The sequence below is a fragment of the Bdellovibrio sp. SBM16 genome, assembly GCF_056175625.1.
Genome location: NZ_JBJKJG010000006.1, coordinates 288,245 through 302,873 on the forward strand (window position 1 = coordinate 288,245; position 14,629 = coordinate 302,873).

Consider the following 14,629-nt stretch of genomic DNA (forward strand, 5'->3'; position numbering starts at 1 on the left):
GGACTGGAGACGTTAAGTGCCTCGTTTAGAAAAATTCAAAAGAGTTTTAATCATCGGTAGCGGACCGATTAAAATCGGTCAGGCCTGTGAGTTTGATTATTCAGGGACACAAGCATGTAAAGCATTAATGGCCGAAGGCTTGGAAGTCATCCTGGTAAACTCAAATCCGGCAACCATCATGACTGATCCGGATATCGCGACCCGCACTTACGTAGAACCACTTGAAGTTGAATTTTTAGAAAAGATCTTAGAAAAAGAAAAGCCAGATGCAGTTATCCCGACACTGGGCGGACAGACAGCACTTAATTTGGCCTTAGCGCTGGATAAAAAAGGCATTCTTAAAAAACACGGTGTTCAGCTCTTAGGAGCTACTCCTGAAGTGATCGAAGCTGCCGAAGACCGCGAAAAATTTCGCGCTATCTTGGATGAAATCGGTGCCAAATACCCACGCTCAGAAATGGTTAAAAATTTTGACCAGGGTATTGCCGCTGCCGAAGTGCTTGGTTACCCACTCATCCTTCGCCCGAACTACACGCTAGGTGGCGGCGGTGGCGGTGTGGCGTACTCGCCGGAAGAGTACAAACAAATGCTTGTGCAGGCTCTGCATGAATCACCAACCTCTGAGGTTCTTGTTGAAGAATCAATCTTAGGCTGGAAAGAATTTGAATTAGAAGTCATGCGTGATTCAAACGGTACCTTTGTGGTTGTTTGCTCTATCGAAAACTTCGATCCATGCGGCGTACACACGGGCGATTCTATTACGGTAGCTCCGCAACAGACACTATCTGACCGCGAATATCAGGCGATGCGTGATGAAGCCTGCAAAATCATTAACCGTGTAGGTATTCAAACCGGCGGTGCCAACGTTCAGTTTGCTACTAACCCAAAAACCGGTGAGCGTGTGGTGATTGAAATGAACCCGCGCGTATCGCGTTCGTCAGCTTTAGCCAGTAAAGCAACTGGATTTCCGATTGCAAAGATCGCAGCCTTATTAGCGATTGGCTACCAATTACATGAATTAAAAAATGATATTACTCAGGTAACGCCAACCTGCTACGAGCCGGCGTTAGATTACGTAGTAACAAAGATCCCGCGTTTTGCTTTCGAAAAATTTCAGGGTTCAAAAGATATTCTAACCACGCAAATGAAATCGGTGGGTGAGGTGATGGCCATTGGCCGTACCTTCCAAGAGTCATTCATGAAAGCGCTTGCAGCATTAGAGAAAAATACCGAAGCCATTCCGGATGTGGATTTTGATCTGGAAAAAGTTTCTTATCCGAATTCACAAAGAATCTGGCACATCTTTCAGGCCTTCCGTCACGGCTTAAGCCTGAACATGATTTGCGAGCTGACTCAGATCACGCCATGGTTCTTAGAACAGCTCGAAGCGGTCGTAAAATTTGAATCAACATTTAAAAATGCAGAATTAACCACTGAGCTATTATTAAAAGCTAAACGTATGGGTTTTACGGATGCCCGCTTAGCTAAACTAAAAGATTTTCAGACAGCTAATTTAAAAAATATCCGTCATAAATTCGGAATCCGCCCGGCTTTTTTCCAGGTTGATACCTGCGCCGGTGAGTTTGCCTCATCAACGCCTTACTACTACTCAACCTACTGGAGTAAACCGGAAGGCTCGATCGCCTTGCCAAAAACCGTGGCTGTTATCGGCAGCGGCCCGAACCGTATCGGCCAGGGGATCGAATTCGATTACTCATGTGTGCGCGGGGTAAAAGCTCTGCAAAAACTCGGCTATAAAGTCGCAATGCTAAATTCAAATCCTGAAACCGTATCTACAGATTACGATACTTCAGATTTGCTATTCTTTGAGCCCTTAACATTAGAGCACTTATCCGAAGTTTTTCATGTGATTAAGCCTGAAGGTTTTATTGCCCAGCTTGGCGGGCAAACGCCGATCAACTTAGCACGTAGCTTAACGCAGGAAGGTTTTAAACTTTTAGGCTCATCGCTAAATTCGATTGATTTAGCTGAAGACCGTAAAAAATTCGCCGAACTTTGCCGCGAACTAAACCTGTCAATTCCAAATTCAGCCATGGCCGGTAATATCGGCGAAGCTTTACAAAAAGAAGGCGAAGTCGGGTATCCGATGATCTGCCGTCCGAGCTATGTCATCGGAGGCCGCCGTATGGAAGTGATCGAAAACCGTAGCGAGTTAGAGTCGTACTTTGAACGCCACAAAGATTTTATCGGCGGAAAAAATCCTTGTTTAATGGATCAGTTTTTATCAGGAGCCCTTGAGGTCGATGTAGATCTTGTGCGCGGTAAAAACTGGATTTTAGTTGGCGGTATTATCGAACATATCGAAGCGGCAGGTGTGCACTCGGGCGACAGCATGGGTGTTGTTCCGCCACAGCGTTTAAAACAGGAAACCTTAGAGAAGATCGAAACGATGAGTTTAAAGCTTGCCGATAAATTAAATGTCGAAGGGCATTTAAATTTACAGCTAGCGATCAAAAATGACCAGATCTTTGTGCTAGAGGCCAACCCAAGAAGTTCACGTTCAGTTCCGTTCTTGGCCAAAGCTACGGGTATTCCGTTAGTTGATCTGGGCATGAAGGGGCAGTTAGGCCTTGATTTAACAGCAGAAGAAAAAGCTTATGACTGGAAGAAAATCAAACAGGTGTGCGTAAAAGGGGTTGTTTTCCCATTCAAGAAGTTCCAGGATTCAGATTCAGTGTTAGGCCCTGAAATGAAGTCGACGGGCGAATCCATGGGACGTGCGGATACTTATTCAGAGGCTTTGGTAAAAGCCTTCGTTTCAAGTCATTTAGCACTACCGAAATCCGGTGAAGTTTTCTTGTCGTTACGTGATAAAGACAAACAACCAATGCTTCCGCTGTTAAGTACTTTGCAAAAACTTGGTTTTACTTTCTCAGGCACGCGCGGAACGTCTGAATTTTTAAAAGAACACGGCGTTCAGTGTCTGAGTTTAAACAAGGTTCATGAAGGTCGCCCGCACTGTGTGGATCGTATCCGCTCTGGCCAGGTGCATTTTGTTATTAATACAACGGCGGGTCGTCATGCACTTGAGGCAAGTTTTGCAATCAGAAGAGCATGTACGGATTATAGCATCCCGTGTTTGACAGAAAGCGATGCGGCTGAGGCGTTTGTACTGGCCCTAGAAAAAGCAAAGACTGGACGTTTTGAAGTAAGTCACTTATCCTTTTAAAGACCGCGTGCTGTAAAAGCACGCTCATTGCAATGGATGGCATATGGGCTTTAAAGGTTTTCTATTTTCATTTTTATTTTCAATCATGGCGTCGGCTGAAGTTGCGCCTAAGTCGATTACGCTTGGGATTATTCCCGGGGGGCATCCTGAGGCTTTAAAAAAAGAATCCCAGGTTGTGGCGGAGCAGCTGCAAAAAAAGCTGAATATCCCGGTTAACATTTATATCTCTAAAAATTATGCGGCCTTAAACACGGCTTTAAAAGAAAAGCGCGTGGACTATGCGTTTTTGTCTGCCTTCAGTTTAGTTGAAGCCGAAAAAGAAGTGCCGGTTAAGGTCTTGCTTAAAAAAACCTATAACGGACCGTTTTATTTTTCCGGTTTAGTGGTGCGTGCCGATAGTAAAATTAAATCGATCAAGGATATCAAAGGCAAATCGATTATCTTCGTCGACCCGCAGTCAGCTTCTGGCTATCTTTATCCACAGGTCTACTTACGTAAAAACAATTTAACCGATAAAAGTTTTAAGTCAGTAGGCTTTTCCGGAAGTCATGCTGCTTCAATCGAAAAACTTGAAAATAAAGAAGTCGATGTCGCTGCGGTATTTGTCGATGATGAAAAAAACAATGATGGCGCCTGGGAAAGATTCAAAAAGAATCCCAAGTCAAAGTTCAGGTTATTATGGGTCAGTGACCCAATTCCCAATGACCCGATTGTTGTCCGTCAGGATTTTTACAATCAATATCCAAAGTTAACCCACGAATTAATGTACGAATTAATCGAAATGCAAAGCGATGCGGGAACGAAAAAGCTGATTTCAGAAGTCATGGGTAAAGGCGAGTTAATGCCGGCCACATCGAAACAATATGATCCGGTACGCGAAGTTAAGAAGGTATTTAATAAGTAGTATGGATATAATTAAAGTCAGTGGTTTAAAAAAATCCTTCCAGCCGGATTTTTACAAAAAGCCAACACAGGTTTTGAAAAACATTTCTTTTTCTATCCCCAAAGGTAAATTTGTCGGCCTGATCGGGCCAAACGGGGCAGGTAAAACCACGTCCATTAAATGTTTGTTGCAGTTTATTTTTCCAGATCAGGGAACCATTAGCTACGGTGATGATCTTTCGTTTATCGAGTTCAAAAAACATATCGGCTATCTGCCGGAGCGTCCGTTTTTCCAGGAATTTTTAACGGGAACAGAGTTTTTAAAACTGCACTGGGATTTATCGGGAACAAAAAAGGATAATTTCGCCCACCGCGCCGCCGAAGTGTTAGAGCTGGTTAAGTTGACTCATGCCAAAGATAAAAAACTAAAAGATTATTCAAAAGGGATGTTGCAAAGAATTGGCATTGCGCAGGCCCTGATCGCTTTCCCGGATTTTTTAATTTTAGATGAACCCATGTCCGGTTTAGATCCAGACGGAAGAATTCTGATTAAAGATATTCTTAAAGATTTAAAAAAGACCAGTATCACCGTTTTGATGAGCAGCCACCTGCTCGAAGATATCGATGAGCTGTGTGAAGAGCTGATTGTTATTCACCAGGGCGAATGTTTCTACAATGGTTCGACGTCTGAATTTAAGAAAAATTACAGCACCCTCCAGGAAGCTTACAAGGCTTTTAAAGGTCAATTCGAGGTTAATTACAACGTATGATCAGATTAATCTGGGTAAACACACAAGAGTGGTTTCGTCTTAAATTTTTTCAGATCGTTCTGTTTTTATCATTTTTGTTTGTCTGCTTCAGCCAGTTGCTGGGAACTTTAAGTTTTACCGAACAGCAGCGCCTCGTGGTTGATTTTGGCCTGGCCGGAATTGAAATCGCGCTGGTTTTTATAGCCTGTTTTTTTTCGACCCATTCACTGGCCAAAGAGATCGAGCGTAAAACAATTTTAGTCTTGTTGGCACGTCCGATTCCGCGTTGGCAGATTCTGATCGGTTATTTTGGAAGCCTTGCAATACTGAATTTAATTACCGTAGTGGTACTCAGTCTAACCCTGAATTTCTTTATCACCAGTTCAAGCTGGATGTTTACGATCAATTACATTGTGGCCGTAGCCATGATCTACATCAAGTCGTTAGTCATCGGCGCAATCGGTTTAATGTTCAGCGTGCTTGCGCGCCCTATGTTTGCTTTCGTGCTTTCACTTACCGTATGGCTGATGAGTTATTCGATTATCGAAGTGCAGTTTTTTTTAGAAAAAGCACAGGTCGATAACAGCAAAGAGATTTTTTCTGTCTTGAGTGCGATCTTTCCTCAGTTTTACAAATTTAACTGGAAGAGCTATGGTTTTTTGAAGGCCCTGATGAATCCAGCCGATGTGGCCTGGGCCTTACTGCATAGTTTCGGTTGGATCTTAGCCTGCATTTATATAGCCTCTATGCTATTTAGAAAGAAAGAAATTGTCTGATTTAATGCCATTATTTTATCTTTTTGTTTTTATTTTCGGAGCGTGCTTCGGAAGTTTTGCTAATGTTCTTATCTACCGTATGCCTAAAGGTGAAAAAATCACGGGGCGCAGCCGTTGCAAAGAGTGCGGTAAAACGGTGGCCTGGTACCACAACATTCCGCTGTTATCGTATTTTATCCTTAAAGGGCGTTGTGCCAACTGTCAGGCCAAGTTTTCAATTCGTTACCCGCTGGTTGAATTTTTAATGGCGGTTTTATGGGTCATCGTTTTTCATCTCTATGGCCTGAGCTGGTTAACACTTGAATACTTTATTTTAGTTTTTGGCCTGGTGACCGGAAGTTTTATCGATCTGGATCATATGATTCTGCCGGATGAAATCACTTTGGGTGGATGTGCTGTGGCTCTGATTGGTGCAGCGGTAAATCCTGAACGCGCTTTTATGGAGGCTTTTTTAGGCTTTCTTTTTGGTGGCGGCGTCTTATGGTTGGTCGCATACGTGTATTATGTTTTTACCGGACGCGAAGGTTTGGGTGGTGGGGATATCAAACTTTTGGCATGGATCGGGGCCTTGTTAGGATGGAAAGCGATTCCGTTTGTCATTTTATCGTCATCAATCACCGGCAGTCTTGTTGGTATTTATGTTTCACGCCACAGCGAAGATAAGTTAAAAGCAGTGATTCCGTTTGGTCCGTTCATCGCCTTGGGGGCGATACTTTATATTTTTGGACTAAAGTCGGTAGGAAACTGGTACATCGATTTATTTTTCCCGCAATTTTAGGATTCTATTTACGGGCACAAACGACCTAGACCAGACGTCTAGAAATCGTACAAACTTTGACAAGACTCTACCAAGGATTGGATAATCGAGGTTGGGAGTCTGAGCAGCATGTTATTTTCATCAAAAAAGGTGATTGGACTGGATTTAGGATCAAGTTCAATCAAAATGGCCGAATTAAAACTCAACGGAAACACCGCTGAGCTTGAGAACTTTGCGTCAGTTCAGACCCCGCCGCAAGCCATGACCAACGGTGAAATCACCGATTCATTCCTGTTAGGTGAGGCGATCAAATCTCTTCATAAAGAACAACGATTTACCCGCAAAATTGTCAATGTCGGCATGTGGGGAAACTCGGCCATTGTTAAAAAAATCTCACTTCCAAAACGAGATCCAAAAGAACTACGTGAACAGATTAAATTCGAGGCGCAGCAGTACCTGCCATTTGATATTTCGCAAGTGACCTTAGAGCACCACATTCTGCCATTTTCGACGACTCCCGATATGATGGATGTGTTGATCATTGCCGCCCAGAACGATTTCATCGGTAAATACGTCGAGGTAACTACCTTTTCAGGGTTAAAATGTAAAATCATCGATGTTGCCAGCTTAGCACTCGCTAACATTTTTGAGTTTAATTACGGCCGTTTTAATGAGCCGGTGGCGCTGTTTAATTTCGGTGCCAACTCGACTCAGTTTTTAGTTATTCTTCAGGGCGAAGTTTTATTCGTGCGTGATATTCCGGTGGGTGGTTTTCACTTTACCAACGAAATCAGTAAAAATATGGGTATCACGCTGGAAGAAGCCGAGGCTTTAAAACTTACCCAACAAGATACAAATACCGAGCAGCCAGAAAACACAAAAACTTTCATGAATATGGCGCTGGATTACGTGACGGAAGAGATCCGTAACTCGATTGATTTTTATTCAGCATCTGGCGGCGATTTACAAATTACCAAAGCTTATTTTACCGGTGGGGCAAGTTTAACTGAAGGCATGACGGACCATCTCCAAGATGCGCTCAAAATCCCATTTGAACCGTTAAATCCTTTAATCAGAATAAAACCTGCCAATAAAAAACTTACGCCGGCTTACTTACAGCAAATCACGCCGTTTTTATCAACGACGTTGGGTCTTGCCTTACGCGAGGTAGGTGACTCGTGATTAAGGTAAATCTCTTAAAGTCGTATACAGCGATGGAGGCCGATTTTTCATCGGACTTCGGTGAAGATGCAAAACAGATGCGATCCGACTTTATTAAGCGGGTGATCGTGTTTTTAATCGGGCCACTGGGTCTGATCGGCTATGAACAGTACAATATTCCTGAGCTCGAGGGTCAGAAAATGGCTCTTAACTCAGAATTAACAGCGTTAGTAGAATTTAATCAGAGAAAAGAAGCCATTGCGGCCGAAATCTCAAAGTACGAAGAAGATAAGAAGCGTTTAAATCGCCAGACCCAGTTCTTAGAGCGAATTTCGCGTGAGCGTCTGTTTCCGCTGGACCTGGTAAACCGTCTAAAAGAAGCCATTCCTTCGGGAGTGTGGTTAACCTCTTTAGAGACGACCGGAAACCGTCTGCAGTTTGTTGGCGGTGGTGATACTGAAAAGGCCATCTCCGATTTTGAAGGTAAGCTGACAAGCACACAGATTTTAAAGAATGTTAAACTTCAGAGTATCGACTTAATCCCGCAAGGTGAGCAGATCAAATCTGACTTAAGATTGCGTTCATTTACGATCACTGCAGAATACGCAACTACCGAAGGAGCCAAAAATGAATGATTTGATGGCCAAGGTATCTACGCTTTCGGTAAATCGTATTGCTATTTTCGGGGCTCTTTTGACAGCGTTTTACTATTTTACGATGTACAATAACGGTGATTTCATCGTGGGCGAGATCCAGGGCCTGCAGACGCAAATTGCTGAAGAGACGACGAAAAAAGTCGAAACTGAAAGAGTTCTTAAAAAAGAAGAAGAAATGCGTGCCGATGTGGCGTCGTTGGCAAAAACTTATGAAGCGGTTAAATCTAAAATCCCGATTGATTTTGAAACTTCAGAGCTGCGTATTATCGTCGAACAAATCAGTGCGGCAACTGACTTAAAAATCACCAAGTTAACCAACTCTGACCCGCAACAGATCAACGGCGGAGACGGGTCTGAGAACCCGGAAGAAGCAAACTTAGTGCAAAAAGTTGCCATTAACTATGTTTTCCAGGGTAATTTCCCGCAATTGCAGAGCTTTATGACCCAGATTGCCGGAATTGAAAAAGTCATCAAGGTTTCAGAACTGAAAATTAAATCAGAAGAAGGTACGGACGGTCCGAATAAGTTTTTAACTGTCGAGGCTGTATTGATCGGTTACCGTCAGGCAGCCGTTGCCGCCGCAAAAAACCCGGCTTTACCGGTGCCTCCGGCAGGGGCTCCCGCTAACCAAGAGGAAATGAAATAATGAAAAACATTATTGCGTTACTTAAAAAATCCTCTCTGTATTTAGCGGCAATGACAGCAGCTTTGGCGGCTACTTATTATCTTGGGCTGGCGCCGTTGCTCCACGCACAAGCTGACTTTCCGGAATTGCCGGCATTTCCCGACGTCAACGCCACGACATCGCCGACCACAAAACTAGCGGCTCCGGCAGAAGAGGCAAAGTCTGAAGCTCCGGCAGAGGCAAAGCCTGCGCAGGTTCCTGAGCTTCCGGCTGATGCGGCAGCTGCGGCACCACCGCCACCACCTGAGGCCCCGAAACCACCTCCGCCGGTTAACCGACCGAGCATTTCACCGGCAACAGGAATTTTATTCAAGCACACAAAGTCATATGTCGGCGAGCTAAGCAACCCGGACCGCGATCCGTTCCGTAAGCCGCTTTATATTCTTGAGCTTGAAGAGAAAACATTAAAACCGCAAAAAACAGAAGAGGTCAGAATTGACGATAAGATCGAAGCGATCCGTCGTTGGCCACTGCGCGATTACCGCTTAGTCGGCGTTATCTGGGATGTAAAAAGTCCTAAGGCAATGATCGTAGACCCGTCAAATACCATGCACTTATTAAAACGCAACTACCGAATCGGCGATAAAGATGGAATTATTTCGGCGATTTCGGAAGGTACAATCACTGTCATCCAAGACAATATTCCGGTGGTGATTGATATCTCGGGTAGATAGTTAGTTCGATTAGGAGGATTGAATGATTACAAAACGACTTCTCTCATTACTATTGGTTCTGAGTATGACTACGTTTTCTTGTACAACTAAGAAAAAAGTCGTTGATGATGATTTCGGCGTCGAAGACGAGACTGGAACAGAGTTAACTCTGGATGATACGGCTGACACAGCAACAGCTGATCCTAATGCCAAAGACGAATTCGCAGAATTTGATAAACCGGCCCAAGAAGAACCAGCTCCAGAGCAGGCTGAAGCGACTCCTCCTGCAGAGGAAAATCTTGAAGTTCCGCCGCAACCACAGGAAGTGGCAGCCGAGCCGCCACCGCCAGTGGTGGATGGCCCAGCCGCAAAAATCAGTGATGTTAAGTTTTTAGGTAACAGCAACGGCGGTACTTTGGTTATTTCTGCAGATAATCCTCTTCAGTACAAAACCCGCATGAATTCAAATACGAATCAATTAGTCGTAGAAGTGCAAAATGCGGTTGTGCCTGACCGTTTAAAAAGACCGTTAAATACAAAAGATATGACTTCAAATATCGGCAGTATTGACATCTACCAGAATGCAAACTCGAATGTGGCCCGTTTTGTTGTGCAATTACGTCCGGGTGCCCAGGAACCCCTGGTACAGCCCGAAGGTAATACGTTACTAATCGTCGGTACGCCGAGTGGTGTCGACGATCAGACTCCGGAAGATTTAGCTGCAGCCAGCGGTGGTGAATCAGATGAGGCCGCAAGCCTTGGCATTATGAATTCAGACAGCATTGAAGATTTTCTTGCCAATAACAATAAATTCTATGGCCGTAAAATCTCAATCGAAACAACCGACATGGATATCCGAGATGTGTTAAAATTTATCTCTGAAGAATCAGGTATTAATATGATCTTCGATGATAATATCGCGGGTCGTGTCAGTTTAAAGCTCCGTAAAGTACCATGGGATCAGGCTTTAGTTACGATTCTCAAGTCGAAAAAGCTAGCCTACCGCCGTCAGGGTCAGGTTTTACGTATCGGGCCGACAGAAGTGCTGGCAAAAGAAGAAGAAGATGCACTTCGTTTGCGTGATCTTAAGTTAAAAGCCGAAACATTAGTGGTTAAAAACTTTTCGATTAACTATGCCGATGTGGCGCAACTTGAAACCAAGATCAAAGATTTCATCTCCGAAGGTGCAACCCCCGGTCAAAACACCGGTCGTGGTAAAGTCACCGTCGATGCGCGCACGAACTCACTCATCGTAACCGAAACAAACACTAAACTGGCGCAGGTAGAAAAGCTGATTCAGTTATTAGACACACAACCGCAGCAGGTTCTTATTGAAGGCCGTGTGGTTGAGGCCTCTGAAACTTACGCCCGCCAAATCGGGGTTAATTTTGGTTTCAATCTGGCCCAAACCGGTGACGCCAACTTGGTTATTCCAGGCCGAAACCGGGTAGTTACCGGTAACAGCGGATTAAGCCGTTTTTACAGTCCATCGGCAACATTTAACCCGCCAATGAGCGGTGCCTTCACAGGTTCTATGTGGATGGGACAGTTCGGGGCCTTCGGTGATTTATCAACCCGTTTAGCATTAGACGAAGTCGAAGAAAAAGTTAAAATCCTTTCGTCGCCAAGAATCGCAGTTTTACATAATAGCCAAGCCACGATCAAACAGGGTTCGATTATCCAGGTTCCGTCAACTGAAACCCAGACGGCCGGTACAACGACGGTTACTCAGACATTCCGTGAGGTAGAAGTTGGGGTAAATTTAGATGTTAAACCGCTAATTTCCAGTATCGGAACAGTGAATTTAGCCCTAAAAATCGAACGTTCAGCGGTTACGCCAACGGGCGGCCGTACGAATCGTGAGATTAATACCAATATCATCGTAAAAAGCGGTGAAACTGCGGTTATCGGCGGGGTCTTTACATCAGATGTAACCAATCGCCGTACGGGTATTCCGGGGTTAAAAGATCTGCCGGTATTAGGTACTTTATTCAGAACAGACGCAAACTCGAGCCAAAAAACCGAGTTGATGTTTTTCATCTCACCAAGAGTGCTAAAAACACTGGCGACACCATCATTTAAAGCTTCAGGTGAGGAGCTGGGTACCGGTATGGAGTAGCTGGGGCATCGAAGACACAACAAATTTAACAAATAAAAAAGGGGCTTTTAAGCCCCTTTTAGATTTTTTGTGCTGTGTACATCACGCTTTCTTCGTTCTTTATGTTACTAAATGAATAAGCGGTATTGGCCGGAAGCTCTAATTTATCACCGGCCCTTAATACAAACTGGGTACCAGAGAGGTTAAAGATCAATTCGCCTTCAGCGATCTGGATAATTTCAGTCAGGTGGGTTCTTTGGTTCACTAAACGAGAACCGGATTTGATCTGAAAAGGTCTTGGTTCTAGCCCTTCAGCCTCAAAAAGCTTAACGATAATGTCTTTGTTCACGGGAATTTCTGCCGTCCATCGAGTAATTTTCATAATAAACCTAATATTTCACACAGATTCTTAATTTGATACAAAAATATTTTAAAGAGTCGCTCACAAGTGGTCGATAAAAATTTTGGTATAGAGCGCTAAGAAAAACAAAGTTTTCTGTACCGAATGATTTGGGCAATATTGTGGAGGCCACCTTGAAGAAGCCAAATGAGAAAGTAAATTCAGACAACATGAACGAGATCGTCAACTTTCTTGAATCTACTCGCTATGTAAAATTCGAATTCGATCAGACTTCTTTAAGAGTAACTCAGAATGAAGATCAAAAAGCGATAACCTTCAGATTCTCAGACGTGGAAAAAGTTCTGGCGCGTACTGATTACGATGGCTCGCAGTTCATTCAGATTAACTTTCACAATAAAACGAAAATTTTAATCACAAAAAATTTAATCGGCTTCAAACCACTTGAATTAGTGGGCTTTGATGCTTCGAAAATTCCCAAAGTAGTGACAACGGTAGACTTAAACAGCGTTTTTAAGGCGATTGAAGACCTTACAGACGGTGAGGATACCTACCAAACGGCCACGGAATTGGAAGTTTTGAAAAAAGTATATCAAAGTATAATGCTTGGAGCTGAACAGGTCGGCTTTGAGATGAAGGCCGAAAAGCAATGGTTTTCAGCATTCCTGCTGAATCCGCTCGCAGCCACTGCCTAATGAACTCGCTACTCAGCTTAAAAAAATAACAACTGGTTTGAAAAAACCAGTTTTTTAACTTTTTTTTAAAAAAGGTATTGCCAGAACCCTTGGTATGAGCGACAACCACCGGACAGCAAAAGACATCGGGGGCATAGCTCAGCTGGGAGAGCATCTGATTTGCATTCAGAAGGTCGCAGGTTCGATCCCTGTTGCCTCCACCAAATCAAAACTTGTTAAAGTAATTTTTTCTTTGAAAAAATAATTTTAAAAAGTCTTGACGGCGAAACTCAGCTAACTTAAAACAAGCGCTCTTCGTTCAATACCTTGGGATTGTTTTTAAAGTCGTAAAAAACTTTAAAAATAATTTTAAAAAAAGATGTTGACGAGCAGTAAGCGATGTTTTAAAACTGACGTCCTTGTTGAAATAAAAACGCTAAGCGAAAGCAAAGCGATGATCGGGTTCTTTGAAAACTGAATAGCTAAAAGATTTTGGGCTAATATAACACTGTTTAATCAGTAACTAGCGTAACGAAAGTTATCTAGCTTATATTATCAATTTCTAAGTTTCTTTATATTAAAAGAAACTATTTAAATACAATTCGTATTTATCTCAATGAAGTATCACTTCGGTGATACTGATAAAAATGAACAGATTTTTAAACTTTTTAGTTTTTTTAACTGGAGAGTTTGATTCTGGCTCAGAACAAACGCTGGCGGCGTGCCTAATACATGCAAGTCGAACGGGTAGCAATACCAGTGGCGCACGGGTGAGGAATACATAGATAATCTGCCTTCGAGTCGGGGATAACCAGTCGAAAGATTGGCTAATACCGGATAAGACCACAAGATCTGCGGATCTAGGGGTTAAAGGTTTTTCGCTTGAAGATGAGTCTATGCGAGATTAGCTAGTTGGTGAGGTAATGGCTCACCAAGGCGACGATCTCTAACTGGTCTTAGAGGATGATCAGTCACACTGGAACTGAGACACGGTCCAGACTCCTACGGGAGGCAGCAGTAGGGAATATTGCGCAATGGGGGAAACCCTGACGCAGCGACGCCGCGTGAGTGATGAAGGCCTTCGGGTCGTAAAGCTCTGTCGTATGGGAATAACACAATGAATGTACCATGCAAGAAAGGATCGGCTAACTTCGTGCCAGCAGCCGCGGTAAGACGAGGGATCCTAGCGTTGTTCGGAATCATTGGGCGTAAAGCGGGTGTAGGCGGGCTTCTAAGTCAGGTGTGAAATCCCAGGGCTCAACCCTGGAAGTGCATTTGATACTGGAAGTCTTGAGTGTGGTAGAGGTTACTGGAATTGTTGGTGTAGTGGTGAAATACGTAGATATCAACAGGAATACCGGAGGCGAAGGCGAGTAACTGGGCCAACACTGACGCTGAGACCCGAAAGCGTGGGGATCAAACAGGATTAGATACCCTGGTAGTCCACGCCATAAACGATGGATACTTGTTGTTAGAGGTATTGACCCCTCTAGTGACGTAGCTAACGCGTTAAGTATCCCGCCTGGGGAGTACGGTCGCAAGATTAAAACTCAAAGAAATTGACGGGGGCCCGCACAAGCGGTGGAGCATGTGGTTTAATTCGATGCAACGCGAAGAACCTTACCTACTCTTGACATCTAGCGAAGACTGCAGAGATGCGGTTGTGCCTTCGGGAACGCTAAGACAGGTGCTGCATGGCTGTCGTCAGCTCGTGTTGTGAAATGTTGGGTTAAGTCCCGCAACGAGCGCAACCCTTATCCTTAGTTGCCAGCACGTAATGGTGGGAACTCTAGGGAGACTGCCGGTGATAAACCGGAGGAAGGTGGGGACGACGTCAAGTCATCATGGCCCTTACGAGTAGGGCTACACACGTGCTACAATGGTATGTACAGAGGGAGGCAAGCTGGCGACAGTGAGCGGATCTCTTAAAGCATATCGTAGTCCGGATCGCAGTCTGCAACTCGACTGCGTGAAGTCGGAATCGCTAGTA

General features: G+C 44.0%; 12 protein-coding genes, 1 tRNA gene and 1 rRNA gene. 13 read left to right on the forward strand and 1 reads right to left on the reverse strand.

Features of this window, described 5'->3' with window-relative positions; all coding sequences use genetic code 11:
* Positions 1-16 precede the first annotated feature (16 nt).
* From carB to pilQ, 10 genes are all read left to right on the forward strand, one after another.
* Positions 17-3,190, forward strand: coding sequence for a carbamoyl-phosphate synthase large subunit (gene carB / locus AC04MM_RS08125; RefSeq protein WP_475379846.1), 3,174 nt, complete (start codon positions 17-19; stop codon positions 3,188-3,190).
* Positions 3,191-3,233: 43 nt separating this feature from the next.
* Positions 3,234-4,094 carry a phosphate/phosphite/phosphonate ABC transporter substrate-binding protein gene (locus AC04MM_RS08130; protein WP_475379847.1) on the forward strand — a complete coding sequence of 287 codons (861 nt, stop codon included), beginning with the start codon at positions 3,234-3,236 and terminating at the stop codon, positions 4,092-4,094.
* A gap of 1 nt (position 4,095) precedes the next feature.
* Positions 4,096-4,842, forward strand: coding sequence for an ABC transporter ATP-binding protein (locus AC04MM_RS08135; RefSeq protein WP_475379848.1), 747 nt, complete (start codon positions 4,096-4,098; stop codon positions 4,840-4,842).
* Complete coding sequence (locus AC04MM_RS08140) at positions 4,839-5,597, forward strand: ABC transporter permease (protein ID WP_475379849.1); 759 nt, start codon at positions 4,839-4,841, stop codon at positions 5,595-5,597. The genes AC04MM_RS08135 and AC04MM_RS08140 overlap by 4 nt, the downstream gene beginning before the upstream one ends.
* Entirely contained in the window at positions 5,590-6,375 is a 786-nt protein-coding gene (locus tag AC04MM_RS08145; RefSeq protein ID WP_475379850.1) for a prepilin peptidase, read from the forward strand. Before AC04MM_RS08140 ends, AC04MM_RS08145 begins: the two co-directional genes overlap by 8 nt.
* 108 nt (positions 6,376-6,483) lie before the next feature.
* A complete protein-coding gene (pilM, locus tag AC04MM_RS08150) occupies positions 6,484-7,536 on the forward strand; it encodes a type IV pilus assembly protein PilM (RefSeq protein WP_475379851.1) in 1,053 nt (350 codons plus the stop codon).
* Positions 7,533-8,150 (forward strand): PilN domain-containing protein, encoded by a 618-nt coding sequence (locus AC04MM_RS08155; protein ID WP_475379852.1) that lies wholly within the window; start codon positions 7,533-7,535, stop codon positions 8,148-8,150. Before pilM ends, AC04MM_RS08155 begins: the two co-directional genes overlap by 4 nt.
* On the forward strand, positions 8,143-8,817 hold the full coding sequence (pilO, locus tag AC04MM_RS08160; protein WP_475379853.1) for a type 4a pilus biogenesis protein PilO: 675 nt from the start codon (positions 8,143-8,145) through the stop codon (positions 8,815-8,817). Before AC04MM_RS08155 ends, pilO begins: the two co-directional genes overlap by 8 nt.
* Entirely contained in the window at positions 8,817-9,530 is a 714-nt protein-coding gene (locus tag AC04MM_RS08165) for a pilus assembly protein PilP (protein ID WP_475379854.1), read from the forward strand. The genes pilO and AC04MM_RS08165 overlap by 1 nt, the downstream gene beginning before the upstream one ends.
* Positions 9,531-9,552: 22 nt before the next feature.
* The gene (gene pilQ / locus AC04MM_RS08170; RefSeq protein WP_475379855.1) at positions 9,553-11,628 is read left to right on the forward strand and encodes a type IV pilus secretin PilQ; all 2,076 of its coding nucleotides are present in this window, start codon (positions 9,553-9,555) and stop codon (positions 11,626-11,628) included.
* 58 nt (positions 11,629-11,686) lie between these two features.
* Here pilQ and AC04MM_RS08175 read toward each other — a convergent pair whose 3' ends face one another.
* A complete protein-coding gene (locus AC04MM_RS08175) occupies positions 11,687-11,989 on the reverse strand; it encodes a cupin domain-containing protein (protein ID WP_475379856.1) in 303 nt (100 codons plus the stop codon).
* Positions 11,990-12,141: 152 nt separating this feature from the next.
* Between AC04MM_RS08175 and AC04MM_RS08180 the strand changes: the two genes are divergently transcribed.
* The 3 genes from AC04MM_RS08180 to AC04MM_RS08190 form a co-directional block, all read left to right on the forward strand.
* Positions 12,142-12,660: a hypothetical protein gene (locus AC04MM_RS08180; RefSeq protein WP_475379857.1), complete on the forward strand. Its 519-nt coding sequence runs from the start codon at positions 12,142-12,144 to the stop codon at positions 12,658-12,660.
* A 127-nt stretch (positions 12,661-12,787) separates the two neighbouring features.
* Positions 12,788-12,863: transfer RNA gene (locus tag AC04MM_RS08185), tRNA-Ala, on the forward strand.
* A 454-nt stretch (positions 12,864-13,317) separates the two neighbouring features.
* Positions 13,318-14,629 (forward strand): 16S ribosomal RNA (locus AC04MM_RS08190); the annotation flags it as partial.